Origin of the sequence: Actinoalloteichus fjordicus, from assembly GCF_001941625.1 — a bacterium.
Lineage (GTDB): Bacteria > Actinomycetota > Actinomycetes > Mycobacteriales > Pseudonocardiaceae > Actinoalloteichus_A > Actinoalloteichus_A fjordicus.
This window is the reverse complement of the sequence record NZ_CP016076.1, coordinates 3,457,935-3,481,120: the sequence shown is the minus strand read 5'-3', so window position 1 is coordinate 3,481,120 and position 23,186 is coordinate 3,457,935. Positions and strand designations below refer to the sequence as shown.

25 protein-coding genes are annotated in these 23,186 nt (G+C 71.0%); 11 read left to right on the top strand and 14 right to left on the bottom strand.

Annotated features, from left to right (window positions below):
- The first annotated feature begins 10 nt into the window (after positions 1–10).
- The gene (locus UA74_RS15425; RefSeq protein ID WP_075740910.1) at positions 11–568 is read left to right on the top strand and encodes a TetR/AcrR family transcriptional regulator; all 558 of its coding nucleotides are present in this window, start codon (positions 11–13) and stop codon (positions 566–568) included.
- A 76-nt stretch (positions 569–644) separates the two neighbouring features.
- A complete protein-coding gene (locus UA74_RS15420; protein ID WP_075740909.1) occupies positions 645–2,156 on the top strand; it encodes an MFS transporter in 1,512 nt (503 codons plus the stop codon).
- A 104-nt stretch (positions 2,157–2,260) separates the two neighbouring features.
- Here UA74_RS15420 and UA74_RS15415 read toward each other — a convergent pair whose 3' ends face one another.
- The 10 genes from UA74_RS15415 to UA74_RS15370 form a co-directional block, all read right to left on the bottom strand.
- Positions 2,261–3,511 carry an RNA polymerase sigma factor gene (locus UA74_RS15415; protein WP_075740908.1) on the bottom strand — a complete coding sequence of 417 codons (1,251 nt, stop codon included), beginning with the start codon at positions 3,509–3,511 and terminating at the stop codon, positions 2,261–2,263.
- 5 nt (positions 3,512–3,516) lie between these two features.
- Entirely contained in the window at positions 3,517–3,894 is a 378-nt protein-coding gene (locus tag UA74_RS15410) for a YciI family protein (protein ID WP_075743864.1), read from the bottom strand.
- A gap of 110 nt (positions 3,895–4,004) precedes the next feature.
- A complete protein-coding gene (locus UA74_RS15405) occupies positions 4,005–4,508 on the bottom strand; it encodes a hypothetical protein (RefSeq protein ID WP_232237779.1) in 504 nt (167 codons plus the stop codon).
- Between the two features lie 300 nt (positions 4,509–4,808).
- The gene (locus UA74_RS15400; RefSeq protein ID WP_075740907.1) at positions 4,809–5,600 is read right to left on the bottom strand and encodes a hypothetical protein; all 792 of its coding nucleotides are present in this window, start codon (positions 5,598–5,600) and stop codon (positions 4,809–4,811) included.
- Positions 5,597–6,397, bottom strand: a complete 801-nt coding sequence (locus UA74_RS15395) for a hypothetical protein (RefSeq protein WP_083683235.1) — start codon at positions 6,395–6,397, stop codon at positions 5,597–5,599. The genes UA74_RS15400 and UA74_RS15395 overlap by 4 nt, the downstream gene beginning before the upstream one ends.
- The gene (locus UA74_RS15390) at positions 6,394–7,107 is read right to left on the bottom strand and encodes an ABC transporter ATP-binding protein (RefSeq protein WP_075740906.1); all 714 of its coding nucleotides are present in this window, start codon (positions 7,105–7,107) and stop codon (positions 6,394–6,396) included. The genes UA74_RS15395 and UA74_RS15390 overlap by 4 nt, the downstream gene beginning before the upstream one ends.
- Before the next feature lie 86 nt (positions 7,108–7,193).
- Entirely contained in the window at positions 7,194–7,880 is a 687-nt protein-coding gene (locus UA74_RS15385; protein ID WP_232237778.1) for a response regulator, read from the bottom strand.
- Entirely contained in the window at positions 7,877–9,031 is a 1,155-nt protein-coding gene (locus UA74_RS15380; RefSeq protein WP_083683234.1) for a sensor histidine kinase, read from the bottom strand. The genes UA74_RS15385 and UA74_RS15380 overlap by 4 nt, the downstream gene beginning before the upstream one ends.
- Positions 9,032–9,289: 258 nt before the next feature.
- The gene (locus UA74_RS15375; protein ID WP_075740905.1) at positions 9,290–9,916 is read right to left on the bottom strand and encodes an NAD(P)-dependent oxidoreductase; all 627 of its coding nucleotides are present in this window, start codon (positions 9,914–9,916) and stop codon (positions 9,290–9,292) included.
- Positions 9,913–10,830, bottom strand: coding sequence for an EamA family transporter (locus UA74_RS15370; RefSeq protein ID WP_198043043.1), 918 nt, complete (start codon positions 10,828–10,830; stop codon positions 9,913–9,915). The genes UA74_RS15375 and UA74_RS15370 overlap by 4 nt, the downstream gene beginning before the upstream one ends.
- A 79-nt stretch (positions 10,831–10,909) precedes the next feature.
- Between UA74_RS15370 and UA74_RS15365 the strand changes: the two genes are divergently transcribed.
- Complete coding sequence (locus tag UA74_RS15365; RefSeq protein WP_075740904.1) at positions 10,910–11,806, top strand: LysR family transcriptional regulator; 897 nt, start codon at positions 10,910–10,912, stop codon at positions 11,804–11,806.
- 123 nt (positions 11,807–11,929) lie between these two features.
- Here UA74_RS15365 and UA74_RS15360 read toward each other — a convergent pair whose 3' ends face one another.
- Complete coding sequence (locus tag UA74_RS15360; RefSeq protein WP_083683233.1) at positions 11,930–12,529, bottom strand: GNAT family N-acetyltransferase; 600 nt, start codon at positions 12,527–12,529, stop codon at positions 11,930–11,932.
- Positions 12,530–12,882: 353 nt separating this feature from the next.
- On the opposite strand from UA74_RS15360, the gene UA74_RS15355 reads away from it, so the two are divergent.
- Both UA74_RS15355 and UA74_RS15350 read left to right on the top strand, forming a co-directional pair.
- Positions 12,883–13,524, top strand: coding sequence for a TetR/AcrR family transcriptional regulator (locus tag UA74_RS15355; protein WP_075740903.1), 642 nt, complete (start codon positions 12,883–12,885; stop codon positions 13,522–13,524).
- Positions 13,521–14,411 (top strand): alpha/beta fold hydrolase, encoded by an 891-nt coding sequence (locus UA74_RS15350; RefSeq protein ID WP_075740902.1) that lies wholly within the window; start codon positions 13,521–13,523, stop codon positions 14,409–14,411. The genes UA74_RS15355 and UA74_RS15350 overlap by 4 nt, the downstream gene beginning before the upstream one ends.
- A 522-nt stretch (positions 14,412–14,933) precedes the next feature.
- Here UA74_RS15350 and UA74_RS15345 read toward each other — a convergent pair.
- Together UA74_RS15345 and UA74_RS15340 are read right to left on the bottom strand one after the other, a co-directional pair.
- The gene (locus UA74_RS15345; protein WP_075740901.1) at positions 14,934–15,734 is read right to left on the bottom strand and encodes a VOC family protein; all 801 of its coding nucleotides are present in this window, start codon (positions 15,732–15,734) and stop codon (positions 14,934–14,936) included.
- Between the two features lie 63 nt (positions 15,735–15,797).
- Positions 15,798–16,208, bottom strand: a complete 411-nt coding sequence (locus tag UA74_RS15340; RefSeq protein WP_075743857.1) for a VOC family protein — start codon at positions 16,206–16,208, stop codon at positions 15,798–15,800.
- A 217-nt stretch (positions 16,209–16,425) separates the two neighbouring features.
- Between UA74_RS15340 and UA74_RS15335 the strand changes: the two genes are divergently transcribed.
- From UA74_RS15335 to UA74_RS15315, 5 genes are all read left to right on the top strand, one after another.
- On the top strand, positions 16,426–16,860 hold the full coding sequence (locus UA74_RS15335; RefSeq protein WP_075740900.1) for an iron chaperone: 435 nt from the start codon (positions 16,426–16,428) through the stop codon (positions 16,858–16,860).
- Between the two features lie 344 nt (positions 16,861–17,204).
- On the top strand, positions 17,205–17,552 hold the full coding sequence (locus tag UA74_RS15330) for a YciI family protein (RefSeq protein WP_075743855.1): 348 nt from the start codon (positions 17,205–17,207) through the stop codon (positions 17,550–17,552).
- Positions 17,553–17,557: 5 nt separating this feature from the next.
- Positions 17,558–18,904, top strand: a complete 1,347-nt coding sequence (locus UA74_RS15325) for an RNA polymerase sigma factor (RefSeq protein WP_083683232.1) — start codon at positions 17,558–17,560, stop codon at positions 18,902–18,904.
- 424 nt (positions 18,905–19,328) lie between these two features.
- Positions 19,329–20,177 carry a hypothetical protein gene (locus UA74_RS15320; protein ID WP_157434210.1) on the top strand — a complete coding sequence of 283 codons (849 nt, stop codon included), beginning with the start codon at positions 19,329–19,331 and terminating at the stop codon, positions 20,175–20,177.
- A 108-nt stretch (positions 20,178–20,285) separates the two neighbouring features.
- Positions 20,286–20,486 carry a hypothetical protein gene (locus UA74_RS15315; protein WP_198043041.1) on the top strand — a complete coding sequence of 67 codons (201 nt, stop codon included), beginning with the start codon at positions 20,286–20,288 and terminating at the stop codon, positions 20,484–20,486.
- A 167-nt stretch (positions 20,487–20,653) separates the two neighbouring features.
- Here the strand turns inward: UA74_RS15315 and UA74_RS15310 are convergent, their stop codons facing one another.
- Positions 20,654–22,144: a carboxylesterase/lipase family protein gene (locus UA74_RS15310; protein ID WP_075740898.1), complete on the bottom strand. Its 1,491-nt coding sequence runs from the start codon at positions 22,142–22,144 to the stop codon at positions 20,654–20,656.
- A 99-nt stretch (positions 22,145–22,243) separates the two neighbouring features.
- Between UA74_RS15310 and UA74_RS15305 the strand changes: the two genes are divergently transcribed.
- Positions 22,244–22,843, top strand: coding sequence for a TetR/AcrR family transcriptional regulator (locus tag UA74_RS15305; protein WP_075740897.1), 600 nt, complete (start codon positions 22,244–22,246; stop codon positions 22,841–22,843).
- Positions 22,844–23,186 lie beyond the last annotated feature (343 nt).

Sequence of the window (23,186 nt, the reverse complement as noted above, 5' to 3'; positions counted from 1 at the left end):
AGTTACTCCCATGAGACCGAGTTCGAGGACCGCGATCCTCGATGCCGCGATCCGCGTCACCGAGCGCGCGGGCATCACCGGGCTGACCCTGGACGCCGCCGCCGAGGAGGCCGGCGTGACCAAGGGCGGCCTGCTCTACCACTTCCACACTCGTGACGACCTGCTGCTGGCGATCCAGCAACGCATCACCGACCAGTGGGAGGAGCGGCTGCTCGCCGAGTTGGGCATGCCTCGGGACGAGGCGACGCCGCAGCAGCGAGCCGCCGCCTACGCCCGGCTCAATCTGAGCGACCAGCCCAGCAGCACCGCCGAACTCGCGTTCATGCTGGAGTCGGCGAATCACCCGGCACTGGCCGAGGTGTGGAACGAGCTGACCCAGCGCTGGGTCCCGGCGCCGACCTCGCCGGAGTCGGCGACGCTGAACCTCTTCCTCGCCCGCCTGGCCGCCGACGGACTGTGGCTGCTCGAGGCCACCAAGGGAACCTCGCTGACCCCCGCAGTCCGGGAGGCCGTGACCCGCCGCATCACCGCGTTGATCGAGCCGCCGTCGGACCCCGCCGAGTCCTGACTCCGGTTCCGGTCTGGTGGCATCGACCACCCGTCATCCCGCCCCGACCACTCGGAAGAAAGCCGTCGGATACCTCATGCCCGCACGCCGCTGGACTGTGCTGCTGACCGTCTCACTGGGACTCCTGCTGATCTCGGTGGACATGACCGTGCTCTACACCGCCCTGCCGACGCTGACCGGCGAACTGCGCGCGAACGCGTCGGAGAAGCTGTGGATCATCAACGCCTACCCGCTCGTCATGGCGGGTCTGCTCATGGGAGCGGGCACGCTCGGCGACCGCGTCGGGCACAAGCGGATGTACCTGGTGGGCCTGGCCGTGTTCGGCGCCGCCTCCGCAGCGGCGGCCTACGCCGCCTCGCCCACGATCCTCATCGCCGCGCGAGCGTTCCTCGCCGTGGGAGCGGCGGCGATGATGCCCGCCACGCTCTCGTTGATCAGGACCACCTTCGACGACGAGCGGGAACGCAACATCGCCATCGCGATCTGGGGCTCGGTCGCGGTCTGCGGCACCGCGCTCGGCCCGATCGTCGGCGGCCTGCTCCTGGAGCACTTCTGGTGGGGATCGGTCTTCCTGATCAACATCCCGATCGTGCTGATCGCCCTGGTGCTCACCGTCCTCGTCGCCCCCGGCGGCGGGGGAGCCGCCGACAAGCCGTGGGACCCGCTGGCCTCGGTCCAGATCATGGTCGGGCTCGTCGGCCTGGTCTATGCGATCAAGGAGGCGACGAATCCCGCGCCGTCGCTGCCCGCCATCGGCGTGGCGGTGATCGCGGCCGTCCTCGGGTTCTGGCTCTTCGTGCGTCGTCAACGCGGCCGCGCCTACCCACTGATCGACTTCACCCTGTTCCGCGACCCGCGCATCCTCATCGGCGTCGTCGCCGCGGCCGCCGCGATGTTCACCACGGCGGGCGTGCAGCTCATCCTGTCCCAGCGTCTGCAACTGGTCCTGGGCCAGAGTCCGTTGGAGGCGGGCCTGGTCGTGGCCGCCTTCGCACTCGGCTCACTGCCGGTGGGCATCGTGGCCGGGGCGAGGCTGCACCGGGTGGGCCCGCGAAAGCTGATCGCCGGGGGACTGCTGGCATCGACGCTGGGCGTGGTCGCCATGCTCGTCGTCGGCACGACAGGACAGCTCGCAGTGATCCTCTGTCTCGTCGTCATCGGCGCGGGCGTCGGCGTCGCGATGACCGCCGCCTCCTCCGCGATCGTGGGCAACGCGCCCGCCCACCGCGCGGGCATGGCGTCCTCAGTGGAGGAGGTCTCCTACGAACTCGGCAGCCTGACCGGCGTCGCGATCCTGGGCAGCGCCCTGACCTCCGTCTACAGCCGGGTCATCACCCTGCCCGCCGGGGCGCCGGCCGAGGCCGCCGCCAGCCTGGACGACGCCCGCGCCGCCGCCGCCGGAATGGCGACCGAGGACGCGGACCCGCTGGTGAACGCCGCCGTCCGAGCCTTCGACAGCGGCTATCACGTCACCCTGGTGATCGCGGCGGCGGCACTGGCCGCCGCGACGATCTTCAGCCTGCTGTATCGACGTGGTCGCCCGAACGCGCCCGTCGACTCGGCGTCCTCGGCGGTGACCCGCTCCTGACCCGTCGGCACCAAGACGAGGCCCGCTGCGACGTGCGATCGAGCCGAGCGCAGTGGACGAGACCGTGGCCGTCGAGCGGCAAGTCGACTCGACGACCACGGTCGTCACCCCGCAGGCCCGTCGCGCAGCCTGACTGCACGGCCGAGGAGATACCGCTGCTCGGGGAGGCTGAGCGTGCGACGAGCCGCCTCGGCGTACGCCGCCGCCTCGTGGTCACCGGCCGGCTCCCACAGGTGGCCACGCACCGCCGCGAGGCGATGGTGTCCACGAAGTCGCTCGTCGGCGTCCAGTGAGGCCAGCAGCCGCAGCCCCGCCTCGGGACCGTGGACCATCGCGGCGGCCACGCCGAGGTTGAGTGTGACCATCGGGTTTCCGGTCAGCCGCTCCAACAGCCGGTACAGCCCGAGGATCTGCGGCCAGTCGGTGTCCACGGCGCGCACCGGCTCGGCGTGGACGGCCGCGATCGCCGCCTGGAGCTGATACGGGCCCGGCGTGGTGCGTGCCATCGCCTCGCTGATCAGAGCCGTGCCCTCCGCCACCGCACTCGCGTCCCAACGGGTGCGGTCCTGTTCCGCCAGCGGGATCAGTTCCCCCGCAGGTCCGGTGCGGGCCGCGCGACGCGCGTCGGTGAGCAGCATGAGGGCCAGCAACCCGGCCACCTCGCCGTTGCGGGGGAGAGCCGCTTGGACCATTCGGGTCAGACGGATCGCCTCGGCCGACAGGTCCGCACGGTGCAGCGCCTCCCCCGAGGTGCTGGTGTGCCCCTCGGTGAAGATCAGGTAGAGGACCTGGGACACGGCGTCCAGCCGGGCCGCCCGCTCGGTGTCCCGGGGCGGGCGGAAGCCGATCCCGGAGGCCGTGATGCGCTTCTTGGCCCGGCTGATGCGCTGCCCCATGGTCGCCTCGGCAATCAGGAACGCGCGGGCGATCTCGATGGTGGTCAGCCCGCCGACGGCCCGCAGCGTGAGCGCGACCTGCGACGGCGGGCTCAGCGCGGGGTGACAGCAGCGGAACAGCATCGCCAGCGAGTCGTCGTGCTCGGACTCGCGGTGTGTCTCGGGCGGCGGCGCGAGGAACTCGGCCTGCGGGATGCGCCGGGCCTCGGCGGCCTCGCGCTCTCGACGGGCCTGACTGCTGCGCAGTTCGTCGACGAGTCGGCGGCCCGCCACCCGGATCAGCCACGATCTCGGCTCTTCGGGAACGCCGTCGGCCGGCCACCGGGTCGCCGCGATCAGCAGCGCCTCCTGCACGGCGTCCTCGCTTGCGTCGAAATGCCCGTAGCGGCGCACCAGCGCGCCGAGGACCTGCGGAGCGAGATCGCGCAGCAGGCCCTCGACAGCGGTGGGAATCGACATCGACGTCAGGCCTGCGCCGGGGCGTCGCTCGGGATTCCGGACATGGGGCGCACCTCGACCGTGTCGCCGACGGCGTCGACGATCCTGGCCGCGACGGTCAGCGCCCGCTCGTGGTCGACGACGTCGATGATCGAGAAGCTGGCCAGCGCCTCCTTGGCCTCGGCGAACGGCCCGTCCACCGCGACGGGGCCGCCGTCCTGCGGGCGGACGGTCCTGCTCAGCGCGGGGTGGTCCAGGCCCTCGGTCGCCAGCAGTTCACCGCTCTCGGTCAGTTCCCGGCCCAGCTCCGCGTAGAACTCGCACAGGGCCTGGAACTCGGGACTGGTCACGTCGACCGCGTCCCAGTCCGTCACCTTCGTGTAGGCCAACAGGATGTACTTCATGCGTCTCTCCTCGTCTGGCGACGTGATCACCGTCATCGCGCGCCCCTCGGGGGCGTCGCCGGCGCCGGAGCGTCGACGACGATCGGTCGAGGCCTGGCCCGCGGCGCGTTCTAGTCGCGAACCCTGGTCATCGTGTCCGAGTAGCCGCCCCCGCCCGGATACACCCACGCGCCTTCGAGGGGGTCGCCGTCCTCGCTGAACCGGCCGGTGTAGTAGGCGGGTGGCCCCTTCTCCCCGCCCCGGATGGTGAGCGTGTCACCGGCCAGTTCGTAGACGTAGTCGAAGGTGTTGCCCGAGTCGTCGTAGTACCGCGACCACACCTCGGCCGACGGCACGCCGCCGAAGGGCCGGGTGTGTCCGACGACCTCCATGCCGCGCACCCTCGCGCCGTACTGCACGAGGTCGACGTGCTGGCGGAGGAAGAACCCGCCCTCCAACCACTCGAACCGTACGGTGCCGGTGACCCCGCCGGTCACCGTCCAGGTGCCGACCAGTCGGTCGAGGCGGGTCACCTCGGCACTGGGCGTCGCGGTCTCCGCAGCCGTCGTCTCGGACTCCTCGGCCCCGGACGCCGCAGGGGAGGTCTCGACCGTGGCCGTCGTGTCGTCGCTCATGAGCTTCTCCTTCATCGACTCATCGGGCGCGGCCCACTCGGCCGTGGGCCGCGCTGCACCGATACCTCGGAGCCGATGACGGAGTTTCGACACGATCCGCGAGGAGGTTCGCCGGATTCTGAAGGCGTGCGCGATCGATCACGACGGCCGACGCCCGTCCTGTTCGCCGACCCGCGACGGAGCCGCCGCCCGCGCGGCAGGCCCGTCGCCGCCGAGTCGATCAGCGCAGCCGCCATGCCGATCGAGCAGGCAGCGGCGGATCGACCGAGCGACGCTGCCCGGATCGGAGCGTTCCCGGGGTCAGCCGCCGTGACTGTCCCGACGGGCGAGACACCAGCAGGACAGCAGGACGAAGACCGCCGCCCAGCCGGACAGGGTGAGCGATGCCGCACCGACGTCGAGCGCCGAACTCGGGTCGGTCGGGTTGCCCAGAATGCTCAGCGCCGCCTCATGCGGCAGGAGCCGCACCACGTCCGGCAGTGCCCCCTGGAGCATGGGCGAGACGAGGATCGGGATGGCGAAGAGCGCCGCGACGGGTGTGACGACGCTCTTGACCACGACGGCGAGGCCGTAGCCGATCAGGCTGAGCAGCAGGTAGACGCCGACGACCGTCCCGAGGCCGGTGAGCAGCTGGGCCGCCCGCAGGTCGCCCGCCACGAGGTCGGGGTAGTGCTGGAGGAGATACCCGGGCCCGGTGACGGGCACGGCCGCGAGTACGCAGATCATCGCCGTCGCCGACAGCTTCGCCGCCGACAGCCTGGTGCGGTTCGGCACGGCCGCGAGGCTGACGCCGAGTTGACCGGACCGGTACTCGCTACCTGCGGCGAAGACGGCGACCGCGATGAAGGCGTAGGCAGGTGACAGCAGCAGCGTCCCGAACTGTCCGATCGAGATCTGGCCGTCGGGACCAGCGAAGCGCATGGTGTCCGTCGCCGCGAGGGCGCCGAGCAGGGTGTTCGCCGCGAAGGCGACGACCACGGCGATCCAGGGTGCAGGCAGGGTGCGGATCTTGGTGACCTCGGCGGACAGGACGTCGGTGAACCTGACGGCCGTCGCGGACGCGGGTCCGGCGAGGTGCTGCGCCGTGCTCATCGGGCGTCCCTTCTGGCGATGGCGACGCCTGCGACGCCGATGGCGGCCGCCGCCCAGCAGACGAGCACGATCAGTCCGTGCATCGGGCCTGCGGTGAGCTCGTTGATGCCCGGGTCCAGCAGTAGGTTCCGGCCCGCGCTCAGCGGAGTCAGCGCGTCCAGCGCCGGGGCGATGCTGGTCAACGCCTGCGTCATCGTGAGAGCGATCAGCGCGACGGTGACCACGACGCCGACGAGCGTGCTGCGGGCCGCGATGGTGACCGCCAGGCCGACCAGGGCGAACAGCACGGCGAAGGCCAGGAAGCTGCCGTTGATCAGCAGCGCCTCCGCCGAGATCAGCAGGCTCGGATTCCAGTCCCTGATCACCACGTAGGTGAACGCGGTGGAGATCCCGGCGATCAGCACGGCCACCAGGAGCAGGCACAGCGTGGCGGCGAGGACCTTCGCGGCGAACAGCCTGCCTCGGCGGGGAGTCGCGAGCAGTGTCGAGGCGAGCTGGTGCGAACGGAACTCCTGGCCCGCGATCACGGCGGCGAGGGCGGGGAGCAGCAGGCTGAGCTGGAGGGACGAGCCGGCGAGGAGGCCGAGGACCGCCTCCTCCGCAGGCTGCGGCAGACCGATGAACACCTCGACGTCGCCGTCGGGCGTCATGTTCTCGATCGCCTCGATGGACAGATCCAGGGGCTGGGCCAGGACGAAGACGTGCAGACCGAGGATGATCCCGGTGAAGATCCACACTCCCGGCAGGGTGACGATCTTGGTCAGTTCGGATCGGATCGCGGCGAACATCGCGGTCACCGTCCCGATCCGCGCCGGTCACCGGTGAGGGCGAAGAACGCCTCCTCCAACGAGGCGTGCCCTGCGGTCACCTCGGAGAGCGGCCCCTGGGTGACGATCCGGCCGTGGTCGATGACGACGACGTCGTCCGCGGTGTCGGCCGTCTCCGTCATCAGATGACTGGAGAGCAGCACGGTCCGACCTGCCGCCGCGTAGTCACGCAGGAAGTTCCTGATCCAGCGAATCCCGTCCGGATCGAGGCCGTTCACCGGCTCGTCGAGGATGAGGATCTCGGGCTCCCCGAGCAGCGCTGCGGCGATCCCCAGCCGCTGCTTCATCCCGAGTGAGTACTTCGTGACTCGTCGTCTCGCGGCGTCGGCGAGGCCGACGACCTCGAGTACCTCCGACACCCGCCTTCGGGGGAGTCGATTGGACTGGGCGATCCAGGCGAGGTGATCGATCGCCCGGCGCTCCGGCACCGGGCCCGCGTTGTCCAGTAGTGCCCCGACCGTGTGCAGCGGGTGTCGGAGGTCTCGATAACGAGTGCCCTTGATCAACGCGGTTCCACTGGTGGGCGCGTCCAGCCCCAGGAGCATCCGCAGCGTGCTGGACTTCCCGGCGCCGTTGGGACCGAGGAAGCCCGTGACGCGGCCGGGTCGCACGGTGAACGTGACGTCGTCGACGGCCCTGGTGTGCTGATAGTGCTTGCTGAGCTGGAAAGCCTCGATCACGCGTCTTCTCTATTCCGTCGCCGTTGCTGGTGGCGCCCAGCCTGCGGCAGCGGCAGTCCCGCCCGCGTCCCCCGGAAGTAGACAGCTCAGCGCGGCTCGTGGAGCAGTCCGGCCTCGTAGGCCAGCACCGCCAGGTGAGTGCGGTCGTTCACGTCGAGCTTGGCGAACATCCGGCGCAGATAGGTGCGCACGGTCTCGATGCTCAGGAACAGCTCGTCCGCGATCCGCTGATTCGAGTATCCGCGAGCCACCAGCCGGATCACCTGCACCTCGCGCTCGGACAGCGTGTGGTCCGCGAACGCGTGCCGTCGTGGCGGCCTCGGCGGCGCGAACCGGCGCATCAGTCGCGCGGTGACCTCCGGGGCGAGCATGGCGTTGCCCGCGTGCACCGTGCGCACCGCGTGCAGCACCTCCGGCGGAGCGGCGTTCTTCAGCAGGAAGCCTGCCGCGCCCAGGGTCAGGGCCTCGTGCACGTACTCGTCCAGGTCGAAGGTCGTCAGCATGATCACCCGGATGCGGTCGCTCGCCTCGAGAACACACCGGGCCGCCGCCAGACCTCCGCCGCCGGGCATCTGCACGTCGAGCAACGCCACGTCGGGTGCGAGCGCGAGGATCCGCCGGGCCGCCTGGGTTCCGTCCGCCGCCTCCCCGGCGACCCGGTATCCCGCCGTGCGGTCGAACAGCTTCCGGTACGCGCCTCGGAACCGGTCGTCGTCATCCGCGAGGAAGACCCGGATCGGCAGGGCCTCGGTGTCGGACACCGCGTCGGTCACGGCCTTCCTCCCGACGGGAGCCTGGCCTCGACGTCGAATCCGCGATCCGGCCGGTTCCGCCACGTCACGGTGCCGCCGACCAGTCGGGCCCGCTCCCGCATTCCCGCCAACCCGAAGCCGCCCGTCGCGGCCTCCGGCGCCCCGGGCCCGTCGTCGCGGACGCGCACCACGACCTCGGCACCGTCCTGCTCGAGTTCCACGGTGCAGGCCGCGCCGGGTGCATGTCGCACGACGTTGCCCAGTGCCTCCTGAACGATTCGGGTGGCCACCATGCCGACCACCTCGTCGACCGAATCGTGCACCATGATCCGTGCGTCGACCGCGACTCCGGCGGCACGCGTCGCGGCGATCAACGAGGGGAGCCGCGTCAGGGCGCCGTCCGCGTCCGGCGCCACGAGGAGTGCTCCTCGGTCCGGACCGGATCGCAGGGAACGGACCAGCGCCTGGATCTCCTCCAGCGCAGTCCTGGCGTGCCCTTCGATGTCGCCCAGCGCATCGCGGAGCTCCTGCTCGTCCGCGTCGGGCAGGCCTCGGGTCACCCCGGCCTCGGCGCCGATCACCCCGAGGGCGTGTCCCACCACGTCGTGCACGTCGCGGGCGACGTCGAGCTGTACCCGAGTCGCCTGCTCGCGAGCTCGGGCGCGCTCGACCTCCAATGCCGTGTCGATCTGTCTGCCCACCGCGACCCCCGACAACCAGGCGGCACCCAATGCCGCCGCTGCGATCACCAGCCGCTGCACCGTACTGTCCGTTCCCACGCCAGGGATGCCCGTCGTCATCGCCACGGCCAGGACGGCACCGACGAGGAACGCGAGGACACGGGCCCGGGCGGACCGGGCGAGGGCGACCGGATAGAGGCACCACGCCGCAGCGAGCATCGGGTCCTGGCACACCCCGAGGACGCTCGCCACGATCGTCGCGACGCCCGCCGCCGCTGCGGAGAGTTCCGGAAACCGCCAACGCGCCAGCATCGCCGCCGCCGCGACCGAGGCCGAGACGATTCCGACGACGGCCGACCACGGCGCAGGCGCGTCGACGATCGCGGGCTGCCAGAACACCCCGATGACCACGAGCGCGGCGACCGCGTTCAGCAGCGGACGGGCGAGCGCCACCCTGCTCGGGGTGGGATCTGCGCCGGTGCGGTTCGTCATCGCTCTAGGTTCTACACGGTGATCCTCGTGATCGGCTGACCGTCACCCTCGGCGATCGACGGCGTCGACCGGGCCACGGACCGCGCCCGCGCCACTCGATCTCGACCGGGATAGGTCGCCCGTGACGACGTCGCGGCCGTGGAGCGCGGGCACGGAGATCGCGTCGAGACTCAGGCACCCGGCCGGTGACGGCCCGTCGTCGGAGCGAATCCCCTCGGCGCGGACGCGGGCCGTCATGCCCCCGTGATCGCAGGCCGGTCAGTAGCCGACGGTGATGTGACGATCCGGGCCGGGATTCTCCAACTCGTCGACGACGGCGACGGCGAAGTCCTCCGCCGAGATCCGGGACGTGCCGTCTGCTGCCACCACGAGCGTGGTGGTGCCACGCCGATAGGCACCGGTCCGGACGCCGGGTTCGAGCATGGCAGGCGGGCTCAGGTAGACCCAGTCGGCGTCATGGGTGCGGCAGACCTCCCACTGCACGATGCTGGCTGCGGCGATCGGACGTACGAACGACGGCACGAACCGGTCGTCGTCGAACACCAGGCCGCCCGCCGGGCTCAGCAGGGGCGCGGCACCGCCGATCAACAGGGCACGGGTCTCGGCGGCTGCGGCGGCGTCGAGCAGGGCCGAGGTGGTCGCGGCGACGGTGTCCTCCTCGCCGGGAGCGGGGCGGGTGGCGCCGACGATCGCGTCGGCGCCACCGAGCAGGCTCCGCAGGTGCTCGACGTCGGTGGCATCGCCGCGGATGAGAGTCGCCTCGGCGGGCAGTGCGTCCGGTCTCGAGCTGCGAATGACGGCGGTGACGTGGTGCCCTCGGCGCACGGCTTCGGTGACGACTCGGGAGCCCGCCATTCCGGCGGCTCCGATGACGGTGATCTTCAACGGTCGATCCTTTCCTTCATGGGCTTCGTGGTTGAGGATTTCGGGGCGAGCTGACCTGCCACGATCGCCGCGAGGGCGACGGCGAAACCGAGCAGCTGAATCGGTCCGAGCAGCTGGCCGAGCAGGACCGCGCCGAGCAGGGCGGCGACCATCGGCGACAGCAGGGTGAGAACGGCCACGGAGGTCACCGGCAGCGTGGTGACGCCCCGGAACCACAGGATGTAGGCGATCAGGCCGCCGGGGATGCCGAGCCAGAGGTAGCCGAGCGCGGCGCTCGTGTCGACGGCAGGCGGTGTGCCCTCGAACAGCAGCATCACCGGCAGAAGGAGCAGACCGCCTGCGGCGAGCTGCCACCCCGCGAACGCCGTCGGGCTGACGCCTGCGGGCCGTCCCCAGCGTTTCGTCAGCGTCACACCGAGTGCCATCGCACCCGCACCGCCGAGACCGGCCAGTACGCCGACCGCGTCGAAGCCCGCTTCCGGACCGATGACCACCAGCCCGACGCCCACGCCGCCCGCCGCCCCCCACGCGAGCGTCCAGGCCGACACCCGCTGCTGAAGCACCGTGACGGCCAGGATCGCCACGAGTAGCGGCTGCGCGGCGGCCAGTGTGGCGGCGACACCGCCGGGCAGTCGCTCAGCGGAGATGAACAGCAGCGGCAGGAACACGCCGATGTTGAGGACGCCCAACGTCGCCGCCTTCAGCCACCAGGTGCCGCGCGGCAGGGTGCGGGTGATCGCCAGCGCGATCACGCCTGCGGGCAGGGCACGCACCAGGGCCGCGAACAGCGGGTGACCCGGCGGGAGCAGCTCGGTGGTGACCACGTACGTCGTGCCCCACACCACGGGCGCGAACGCCGTCAGCGCGATGCCCGCCAGTCCGATGCGGGTCGGTGATGTCACCAGTTTCGTCACGCGATCCAGGATCGACGCGCAGCATCAATGAGTCCAACACATGTTTGTCACGTGATCTATCGTGATTCACGATAGATGGATGGAGCTTCACCAGATGCGCTACGTCGTCGCCGTCGCGGAGACGAGCAGCTTCACCAGGGCCGCCCAGCGGTGTCTCGTCGTCCAGTCCGCGCTCAGCCATCAGATCGCACGGCTGGAACGGGAACTCGGTGCCCGGCTCTTCGACCGCACGAGCCGCCGGGTCCGGTTGACGCAGGCAGGCGAGGCCTTCCTGCCTGCCGCCCGTCGGTGCCTCGACGCCGCCGAGCGGGCCGCCGCCGACGTCGCCTCGGCCGTCGGCGAGATCCGGGGGCGACTCGCCGTCGGAGTGATCCCCACCGTCGCGGCGGTCGACATCCCAGCCGCCCTGCGCGCCTTCCATCAGCGGTATCCCCAGGTCCGCATCGGTCTGCGCGTCGGCCCCAGCGAGCAGCTCATCGACCAGGTCAAGGAGGGCACCCTCGAACTGGCCTTCCTCGGCCTGCCCGTGACGACCCGGCCCGCAGGCGTCGAGGCCCGGCGCCTGGCCGAGGACCGGCTGGTGGCCGTGGTCGCACCCGGCCATCGGCTTGCGGGACAGGCCGAGGTCGACCTCGCCCGGCTGGCCGACGAGGCCTTCGTGGACCTGCCTGCGGGGACGGCGGGGCGCGCGCAGTCTGACCAGGCCTTCGCCGCAGCGGGCGTGCAGCGCGAGGTGGCCTTCGAGGTGACCACCGTCGACCTGATGATGACGCGGCTCGTCCGGCAGAACCTCTGCATCGCGCTGCTTCCGTCGCACTACACGCCGCACCTCACGGGCGTGGTCACGATCCCGGTACGCGACGCCCCCGCCCGGATCGAGTACCTCGTCTGGAACCGCGTCCCCCTCGGTCCGGCGGCGACGGCGTTCCTCACGGAGCTGGACATCGCCGTCGACGGGGCGGCGGACGGGTCGTAGCCGGGACCGCGGCGAGGCCGCATACCTCGTTGCGACGCAGGCACCCGATCGGAGTCGAACGACGGGGAGAGAGGCGGGGCCGGACTGAGCGAACTGCGCCTCGGGGCCCCTCGGGTGGACGGCTCAGCAGTCGGCAGGCGCCGGAGCCGACGCCGAGAGGCTTCGGGTCATGAACACGCTGTTCGGGTCGGGGACGTAGTCGGCGAACGGCGGGCAGAAGACGAAGCCGTGCCGGGCGTAGAGGCGGCGAGCAGGTGCGAAGAAGTCCTCGCTGCCCGTCTCCAGATTGAGCCGGTGATAGCCGCGTCGGCGGGACTCCTCGATCAGGAAGGCGAGCAGATGCGCGGCAACGCCGCGACCACGTGCCGCAGGCCGGGTCCGCATCGCCTTGATCTCGCCCTCGGTGGGCGAGAGCTGCTTCAGCGCCGCACACCCCAGCAGCGTCCCGCCGTCCCACGACGTCCAGAACGACACCCCGGCCGCGCGCAGGCCCGCATGGTCCAGGGCGTGCACGCTCTCCGCAGGAGAGGTGGCGTGCATGTCCGCGAGATGCTCGGCGATCAGGTCCCGCACCGCCTGTCTGCCGAGGTCGTCGGGCTCGATCAGCGGTGCGACCCCGGCCGGGTTCTCCGACGGCCCGCCGGGCGAGTCGGATGCGGGTGACGCGGCGGCCGACCGCTGCGCGGACGGCGTGGCCGGATGACCATCGCTCCTGGTTGCCATGGCCGGGACACTATCCCCGGCGGGTTCAGCATCGACGGTGTGGCCTGCCGGGACTCCTCGGTCCGACCGGCGGGCGATGCGCTCGGCCGCCGTCCCTGCCCAGCGCGCGGGATCGGCGGCGAGTGCACGGAGCAGGACCGGCGCAGGAGTGCCGAGTGCGCGGAGTCGGCTTCCTCCGCGCGGCTGAGACTGAGGCTGGGGCGGCCTGGCGTGCCCCACGACGCGGCGCCGCAGGCATGGACCGCGATTCGCGACCTGGACAGACGATCGCAGGCTGCGCCGACGTGGAGTGCTGCGCAGGACTCGACAGATGACCACTTGAACCGAATCGGTCATCTGGTAACTTACGCGTCATGCCCCGACATGCTCCCGACGCGCAGGAGATCCTCGACGTCGCTCATGCCCTGGTGCTCCGGCATGGTGCGGCCAAGGCGTCGATGAACGACATCGCGCGAGCCGCCGGGGTGTCGAAGGGGCTGCTGTACCTGCGGTTCGAATCTCGGGACGAACTCCTGGACGCAATGGTGACCCGCGAGTTCGCCCGGCTGCTGCATGCCCTGCGCGACGCCGCCCTCGCCGACGACCGAGGCGGCCTGCTCTCCCAGGTCTACCGACACTCCGCGTCGACCCTGCGAGACCACCCGCTGTTGTGGACGATCTGGACCGAGGCCTCCTCGACTCCTGCTGGCCGGGTCGACGCCCGCCGGGCCGCCAGAGTGGCGGCGCGCATCGCGGCGGGGCGGCGCTACCTCGCTCGGCTTCTCGACGCCGGAGTGTTGACCGGCGATCTCGACGGCACCCTCACCGAGGTCCTGACCACCTTCACCCTGGGACTGTCCGCCGCCTCCGACGATCCCGAGGCGACGGTGCGGGGGATGGCCGCGCTGGTGGCAGGCGCACTGGAACCCCCCGACGCCGACATCGGCGCCGGAAAGGACGCGTTGACCGCATTCGTCGACGAACTGCTCGCCACCACCACGGAGGTCACGACGTGAGCGAACGCCTTCTCCCGCCCGGTGCGCTGGAGACCTTCGTAGCGCTGCGCGGCGGCCGCGTTCGCGTGCTCGAAGGCAGCGACCCCGGCGAGGGCGTCCCGATGCTGCTGGTGCACGGCGGCGGAGCGGACAACGCCGCGATCTCCTGGTTCCGACTGCTGGACCCGCTGCGCCGCGAACGCCGGGTCATTGCCCCGGACCTGCCCGGATTCGGCTATACCGAGGGAGTTCCCTACGCCGAGACGGCGGCGGACATGGCCGATCTGCTGGCCGCCCTGCTCGACGCGCTCGCGATCGAGCGGGTGATCGTGTGCGGGGTCTCGATGGGCGGGGAGGTCGCGATCCAGTTCGCCCTGCGTCATCCCACGCGGTGCGCGGGCCTGATCGCCGTGGCGGCGGGCGGCCTCATCGAGCGATACAAGAACCCCGTCGCGCATCACATGGCCTGGCTCGCCACCCTGCTGCCCGACCCGATCCTCGTGCCCCTGAGCGCACTCGCCAACAGATTCGTCCGCACCGCGCTCAACCAGATGGTGCATGACCGGCACACCGTGCCGCCCGAGGTGGTGGACGAGTTCGTCCGGGAGTCGCGCAGGCCCCGCGCGGGCTACGTCTACGGCCGCTACAACAAGGCCGCCATCGGGCCGAGACGGATGCGGAACAACGCCCTCGGCGAGGTGCATCGGATCAGCGTCCCGACGCTGCTCTTCCACGGCACGGCCGATCCGCTGGTCGACCCGGCGGGCTCGGTGACAGCGGCAGACCGGATCGACGGGGCCGAACTCGTGCTGGTGGAGAAGTGCGGGCACTGGGCACAGCTGGAGATGCACGAGCGGTTCCTCACCGCCGTCGCGTCGTTGACGGAGAGGGCCGAGGCAGACGCCTGACCCGCAATCGCTCGGCCGGCTCGCCGCCCGGCCAGTCCTCCGGGGTGTGCAGCAGCGGCAAGAGGCGGAGCAGCCGCCCGGAGGTCGTACTCATGACGACCGGTGTCTGCCTCGGGCGTGACAGCCCGGCGGAGACCTCCGCGGATCGGGAGGGCCTCGGCACCGGGTTCGTCGTCGAGCGCGGCTGCCGACGAGCAGCCCGGCATCGGAGCACGGATACGGGCCGCCCGCGGACGACGAGGAGCGCCGGGAAACGGCGCACGCCGGTCCGTCACTCCGTTACTCGGACATGCTCGGCGTCGTGTCGCCGCAGGCCGGCCCGCTCGGACGGCTGATGAGGACGTCCGAGCAGGTAGACGTCCTCCGGCGGTTCGCAGGCTGTCGGCAGCTCACCGGGACCCGCGCCGCCCGGTCCGCCGCCCGCCGAATGTCTGCTTTCTCGCTACGCCTGTCGAGCCCCGGCGAACGAGCGGCCGGTCCAGCCCGGACGCGCCCTCGCGCCGCCGGACCGGCCGTGCACGCTCACGCTGCGGTGGTGACTCGCCAGTGGTAGCCGTCGGGGTCCGTGAAGTACCCGGCGTAGGCACCCCGGTCCGGGTGGGCTACGGCGGCCGCGACCCGGCCGCCTGCGGATTCGGCGGCGGCGAGCAGCGCGTCGACCTCCTCCCGGGACCCGGCGAGGTGGGTGAGGACGAGTGCGGAGAACCCGTCCCCCACCTCGGCCACGCCCGCGTCCTTGGCCAGGGCCTTGCGGGTCAGCAGCCCCAGCCTGCATACGCCGTCGGAGATGGTGAAGTCGATGAACGTGTCGCCGTAGTCGCGGTCCACGCTCATGCCCAACGCCGTGTAGAACACCAGGGACGCCTTCGGGCTTGCGACGCCGAGGAAGACGGCGGTCTCGGTCGGCTTCGGCGGGTCGGGGACGGGAGCGGTGTTCTTCTTCGTCGCGGCGGCTAGTTTCCAGACAGCACCGTCCGGTGCCCGATGGACAGCGGTGAACTCGCCGAACAACTGCTTCTTCGCCTGCCTGACGACCGTGGCGCCCTGAACGGTGGCGGTGCCGAGGAGCGCCTCCACCTCGGCGGGCTGGTCGACGGCGCAGGACAGGACGTAACCGCGGAAGCCTGTGGTCGCCGGGTCGGCGTCGACGTCGGCGGCCAGTGCGTCGATCTGCTGGAGGGCCAGCCGCCCCGTGCCGTGCAGGTCAAGGTGAGCGGGCTGCTCGTCGGCGGCGGCCGTGACGGAGAACGCGGCCGCGTAGAAGGCGTGAGCGGCTGCCTGCTGCGGTACTCCGAGGGTGATGATGTCGAGAGAGAGCGCCATCGAATGGCTCCTTCGTGCGGTGGGGGTCGGTCGGCCTGGCGGGGGCCGTGCGGGCCGGTTCGCTCAGGTGCGCTGATTGATGCGGACGAGGTTGCCCGCGGGATCGCGAAACGCGCAGTCGCGGACCCCGTAGCCCTGGACGACGGGTTCCTGGACGACGTCGACGCCTGCGGCTTGGAGGCGATCGAAGAGCCCGTCGAGGTCGTCGGCGGCCAAGGTGACAGCGGCGTAGACGCCCTTGGCGATGAGCTCGACGATGGTGCGGCGCTCCGCATCGGTGACGCCGGGATCGGCGGCGGGCGGTTGCAGAACGATCGACGCGCCGGGCACGCCCACCGGCCCGACGGTGATCCAGCGCATGCCCTCGTAGCCGACGTCGTTGCGCACCTCGAAGCCCAGGAGGTCACGGTAGAAGCCCAGCGCGGCCTCGGGATCGGTGTGCGGCAGGAAGACGTGCGCAATGGTGAGGTTCACGGTCAACACGCTAGGTAGCGCTGCCGGGCGCGGGCTTCTTGATTCCTGACCGGTCTGCGTGGCCCGTGAAACCGCCGCCGGTCGATCGGACCGAACGACAATCGGCGGCGAGTCGCAGGCGAAGCGGGCATCGATCAGGAATCAAGAAGCGTGCGGCCCGGTCCGCCCTTAGCGTCAGGGGCAATGCACGCCGATCGCGAACAGGGGAGTGACAGCGATGAGCACGAACGGCTTCTCCGAGGAAGAACGTGCTGCCATGAAGGAACGCGCCGCCGAATTGACGAAGGAGGCGAGCCGAGGTCGCGGCAACAAGGCGGCGGCCGAGGAACTCGACGTCCTGGCGAAGATCGCCGAGATGGCGGCGTCGGACCGCGCCTCGGCCGAACGCATTCACGCCATCGTCACCGCCAACGCCCCGGAGTTGTCACCGAAGCTGTGGTACGGGCAGCCTGCCTATGCCAGGAAAGGGAAGGTCGTGTGCTTCTTCCGTAGCGGCCAGGTCGACAAGGAACGTTATTCCAGCTTCGGCTTCACACCAGAGGCGCACCTCGACGGCGACGACGGCCTATGGCCCACCTCCTACGCCGTAACCGAGTTGAGCGACGAAGCGGAGAAGGCGATCACCGACCTCGTCAGGAAGGCCGTGAGCTGAGACTGCCGGTGGTCGGACCACACCAGTCTCAGCCACCTGGTGGCCATGGCCGACCCCGAGACGCTGGTGGCCGACATCCGGGACTTCTTCGGCGGCCTGCGCTGAGCGAGACGGCGTCGCGGGGACGCACGGTGATCGGCACAGCGGCGCGTCCTCCGACGCTGCGCAGGCGGACCGGGCGGCGCGGCGGCGGCGGACCTGAGCGGGGGGGGCGGACGAGCGGCGCAGTGCGGTCGGGACGTCGGCCAGAAGAATCTTGGTCGCCTCGGTCGATTTGACGACCCCCCGTCCGTCGTCATCTAGTACGGCGACCCGCCGTGCCGGACCACGACAGGAGACAGGCCGTGAAGTACATGCTGTTGATCTACGCAGGGTCGGCCGACGCAGAGGGATGTGAGCCGCAGGACTGGATGGACTACGAGAAGGCGATGCGCGACGCCGGAGTCCTGGTCGGCGGGCACTCGCTCGCGGACCTGACCACCGCGACGACCGTCCGCGTCGACCAGGCGGGCGAGCGCAACGTCACTGACGGGCCGTTCGCCGAGACCCGCGAGGTCCTCGGCGGCTACGACGTCATCGACGTGCCGAACCTCGACGTCGCCCTCGACTGGGCGGCCCGCTGCCCCGGCGCGCGCGGCGGAGGTTCGGTCGTGGTCCGACCGATCGCCGACTTCGGCGACTTCGCCGGCTGACGGCGATGGGCGAGAGCGACGCAGGAGCCGAAGACTCGCAGGCCAGGCCACTCGTGGGGTCCGCAGGAGCCGCACCGGCCTCCGCCGAGGCGGCGCCATCGATCGAGGCGGCGTTCCGCGAGGAACGTGGCAGGCTGCTCGCCGCTCTCGTCCACCGCTTCGGCGATCTCGACCTGGCGGAGGAGGTCGCCTCCGAGGCCGTCGAGGCGGCGCTGACACACTGGCCGGTCGACGGCGTCCCCCGCAGCCCGGGGGCCTGGCTGCTCACGACGGCGCGACGCAAGGCCGTCGACCGGCTGCGGCGAGACACCGCCTACGCCGCCAGGCTCGCGATCCTGCAGGTGGAGGCGGACCGAGCCGACCCGTCACCGCCTGCGGACGCCGACGGCGATCTCCCCGACGAGCGGTTGCAGCTCTTCTTCACCTGCGCCCATCCGGCGCTGCCCGCCGAGGATCGAGGAGCCCTGACCCTGCGGTGCCTGGCGGGTCTCACCACAGCCGAGGTCGCGCGGGCATTCCTGATCCCGACTGCCACGATGGCCCAGCGGATCGTGCGGGTGAAGCGGAAGATCCGGCAGGCCCGCATCCCCTTCCGGGTCCCGGGTCCCGACGAACTGTCGGAACGCCTGCCCGGCGTGCTCCAGGTCCTCTACTCCCTCTTCACCGAGGGCTACGCCGCCAGCTCCGGCCAGACCCTGCAGCGCCTCGACATCGCCGAGGAGGCTCTCCGGCTCACCCGCATCCTGCATCGGCTGCTGCCCGGTGAACGGGAGGTCGCCGGACTGCTCGCGCTGCTGCTGTCGACGCATGCACGGCGCGACGCCCGCACCGGCGGCGACGGCGAGATCCGGCTGCTCGACGAGCAGGACCGCTCCCGCTGGGACCGGGCGATGATCGAGGAGGGCCGGGCGCTGGTGGTCACCGCGCTGACCGGCGGTCCGCCGGGGCCGTACGGGGTGCAGGCCGCGATCGCCGCCCTGCATGCCGAAGCCGAGGACGTCATCAGCACCGACTGGCCGCAGATCGTCGCCCTCTACGACGTGCTTCTTCGATTGACGCCGTCTCCGGTCGTGGCCTTGAACCGGGCGGTGGCGGTGGCCATGCGCGACGGCCCCGAGGCAGGTCTAACCCTGCTCGCCACGCTGGCGGACGACCCTCGGCTGCGCGACTACAGCCCGTACCCGACCGCCCGAGGCGACCTGCTGTGCAGGCTCGACCGGTTCGCCGAGGCCGCGACGGCGTATCGGGATGCGCTCGCACTGGCGCACACCGAGCCGGAGCGGGCCCATCTGCGCCGCAGACTGACCTCGGCCGAACACCGCTGCCGGGGCAGCCATCGCATCGAGCCGTGACGGGGATTTCCGGACACCGACGCCGCAGCAGGCGCCAATACTCGCTGCTGCCGAGATCGACGCCTCTGCGCGGCGTCCTCGCATCGCCATCCTGATCTCGACAGAGCACGAGAGTCGCATCGGCGGACGCAGGTCGGCGATGCCGAGCCAGGGGAGACGCAGCGGGATTCCGAGTCCGGAGGTCCACGACGAGACGTCGCCGGCCTGCCCGGAACGCCGGACGCCACTCGCAAAGACGAGATCAATGTTCGATTCACGCCGGCGTGAGTCAATTCGACGCGGTCGAACTCGCCAGTAGGAAACAGCTATCGACCGCACATTGTTCGACCCTGTCTGTCGATTTCCGAGGCGGCCGAGTAATCCGATTTCGCGACTACACTGACGATTCAGGGGAATCCGCAGAATCTGCCCGGGGTGAGAAGTCATGGGAATACTACGGTTGATCGCGCCGTGGCGCGTCGCGCGGCGGCTCTTCGGCGGTTACGGGCCACGCTCGCTCATCCTCTTCGACGCCGCCGCCTACGGTCGGGCGGGTGAGGCGGTCGACTCCGCTGCCCCTCTGCTCGAGAGGCTGCTCCAGGCACGGGTCATTTTGAGCCTCGGTGTCCTCGTGCTGCTCGTGCAACTGGTGGACGGCGGCCCGGACGCCTTCATCGCGGGACTGTTCGAGGTCACCTCCGCCACCGTGATCTCCGGCATCCCGGGCGTGCTCGCCATCATCGTCTTCTGCCTCATACGGGCCGAACGCGGTCACCGACGACGCGCGGCCCGCGAGATGCGGCCGACCATCGTCATCGGACTCGGCGCGCTGCTGCTGTTCCTCTTCACCGTGGGAAACCAGATACCCGGCTGGCCCGCAGGCTTCTCGTTCCAGGGCCTGATCTACGCGGTCATGCCCCGCGACTTCGATCTGAGCGGCGGTCGGCTGTTGCTCTCCCTGGTCGCGCTGCCCGTCCTGTTGTGGTTCATCGGGTTCGGGCTCTGCGCCGCCTATCTGATCCACAACAACTCGTTCGGGGTGGCGGCAGGCAGCGTGCTCGATCCGTTGGTGGGAATCTGGCTGGCCTGCTCCGTCGCCGGGTTCCATCTCGTGGGCGAACACCTCGACGGCGGCATCACCACCGCGTCGATCGTGGCTGCGACGACCGGCGCCCTCGGAGCAGGCGCGATCAGCATCTGGGAACTGCGGACGATGCTGCGGGCGGGCGCGAGCTTCGCCCGAGGCCCCTGGGGAAGCCCAAGGCAGGCGGAGGCCGACCCGGCTGCGGGCTGAGTCGGCCCCAGCGGCGCAGGCAGCCCACCGCAGGTGGCCCGGCGAGGGTGGGCCCCCGGGCGTCTCCTTGCTGAGCACCGTGTTCGCGGCCCGTGTCTGGCCCCGATCATGAACAGGCTGCTGACCGAACATGCCCTCGCCAGCATGGACGAGCTCGTGGTGCTCTTCCCCGCCCACGTCACCCGCTACTGGGCACGGCCGGACATCGCCTACCTGCCTCACCGATCTGGAGCCGCTGCCGTACGCGCTGGTGTGGTGGAGGGAGGCGGAGAGCGAGCCCATCTGGTCCCTGGCCGGGATCATCCGTGACCTGGGCCCTCTCTCGTCGGCCTCTCCCGGCTCTTGATGTCGTCCGTCACCCTCGGGGGGATCTGCTGCCAAGCCAGCCGGGTGTTGCCTGGCTGTACGCCAGTTCGCGCTGTCCCGGAGGGGCAGGTGAGTGGCGGCGTCGCAGTCGTAGGAGCCGACCCGGACGATCACGAGAGATCGAAGGGGGCGGGGGAGTGGCCTTCCCAGATCTGGCGGGATGCCTGTTCGGGGTAGGGCAGCGTCGTCGACTCGGTGTCCAGGACGCGGGTGAGACGCTCGCCGGGCCGGTGGGCGGGCCAGCCCGCGTCGCCGGTGGTGACGAAGCGGACCCATGCCTCTTGGAGTTCGCGGGAGAGCGCGACGCCCTCGGGAGTGGGCTCCTCGCCGATGAGCTTGGTGCCGACGGGGCTGTCCAGCGTGCCGAATGCCAGGGGCACGTCGAGGCTGTGGCAGGCGCCCAGGATGCCGCCGAGGACCGGGGTAACCCAGCACAGTTCGAACAGGTACGAGGTGCCGCCTGCTGCGGCGTTCGCCTCGGCCAGCTGCTGTGACGGCATGCGGAAGAGGGCGTCGGAGTACACCGTCTCCACCAGCTCCTCCGGGCCTGCCTGCGGGAACGCGGCACGGTAGGCCCGCGCGCCGTCCGGCTGCGGGGCGTGCAGTTCCAGGGCTGCGTGGGCGTCCTCCTCGGTGAAGGTGCCGTACCGTCCGCTCATGACGCTGAAGTACCGGAATTCGTCCCGGGCGTGGCCGACGAGCAGTTCGGTCCCGCTCGCGCGCGCGCCGGTCAGCGCTGGCCAGGGCGTTTCCGGGAGGACCTCGCCGTCGACGACGGGACACAGCGCGGTGCCGGTCTCCGTGAGGCGTCCCCAGCTCTCCCGGTGCGCGTGGAGGCCTGCGTTGAAGGAAGTGAGCTCGGCGGCCAGGTGCCATGGGTCGATGTCACGCAGGGCCTCGGCGGTGGGGGCCGCCGCGCCGAGCCGATCCGCGAACGCGGCGGTGACCTGCCGTGCCAGCGCGGGGGTGCTGTGCAGCCCCGGTACCGAGTGGGCGATGGCCCGCCGGAACAGTCCGCGCGCGGACGTCATCGTCAGGAGGGCGGCGACCGACCCCGCCCCGGCGGATACCCCGCCCACGGTGACCCGGCCGGGGTCGCCTCCGAAGGCGGCGATGTTGCGCTGCACCCACTCGAGCGCCGCGATCTGGTCGAGCAATCCGCGGTTGGGCGGCACGTCGTCGAGGAACGCGAATCCCTCCGCGCCCACGCGGCAGTTGATGGTCACCACGACGACTCCCGCCTCGGCCAGGGCTGCCGGGTCGAACATCGGGTCGCTCGACGCTGCCGAGAGGTAGCCGCCCACGGGGATCCACACCAGCACCGGCAGTCCCGCCGCGCCGGGGTCCGGGGTGCCGACGTTGAGGGTCAGCCAGTCGGTGCCCTGCGGGGGCACGTCGATCGGCAGGGACAGCGGCACCACGGGGCCGAACTCGACCGCCTGCCTCGTCCCCTCCCAGCGGTGCGGCGGCGCGGGCGCGGCGAAGCGGAGCGCTCCGACCGGGGGCTGGGCGTAGGGAATGCCGCGGAACACCGCGTGCCCCTGCCGCCTGCGGCCCTGCACCACGCCTTCCGTGGTCCGTACCTTTGGCTGTTCGGACATGACGATTCCTTCCCCTCGAGTGGACCCCAGGGTTATGGGTCAGGTGTATTATGTCAACTGTATTGGAACGGTCCCGGGGTACGAGGGAGGGGGCAGGCGATGCCGAAACAGGTGGATCACCGCGGACGCCGCGAAGCGATCGCCCGCGCACTGTGGCGGGTGGTGGAGCAGCGCGGCGTCACACAGCTGACGATGCGCGTGGTGGCGCAGGAGGCGGGCATGTCACTCGGGCAGTTGCAGCACTACTTCGCCTCCCGGACCGCCATGCTCACCTTCGCCATGGACTTCGCGTCCGAGCAGACCTCGGTGCGCATACACCAGGGGCTCGCAAAGCTCGGTGACCGTCCGCACCCCCGTGACGTGCTGCGACTGACTCTCGCGGAAATGCTCCCCCTGCATGCCGACGCCCGCGCGACCAGCCGGATGAGCGCCGCCTACGTCCTGGAGGCGCTGCACGACGAGGCCGTGCACGAGCAGGCGCGCCGCGGCCTCGCCCAAGGGCGGGCTCTTGTCGAGCGGCTGGTCCACCAGGCGATCGCCGACGGGCACATCGACTCCGGCCGCGACCCGGCGACCGAGACCAACCTGCTCCTCGCCCTCACCGGCTTCACCTCCCTGATCGAACTCGACGTGATCGAGCCCCAGGACGCGCTCGCCGCGATCGACGTGCATCTGGACCGGCTGTTCAGGAGTACGTGACCTGCCCCCGGGCACGGGGCAGGTGGGACAAGACCAGCTCTAGTCCGGCCGCTCCCCGGCCTGGTGCCATCTGACCGGCCACCTCTACCTCGGCACCGCGCCCGGCAACGACCGTCCCAGCTACGCATGAGCTGCTGAGATCAGTCGGTCGCCGGGGTCGACCCACCCGATGAAGAACGCAGGATGATCAGATCCGACCACTTGCGGTGCGATCACGGTGCGGGCTTCCGAGCCGGCGGTTGTCAGCCGCCTGAGTGACGGCGAGAGAGGAGAAGCCGGTCATGATCGAGAAGGTCACTGAGGCGCACCCGCAGCCGCACTCGAGACGAGAGCCGACGACCCG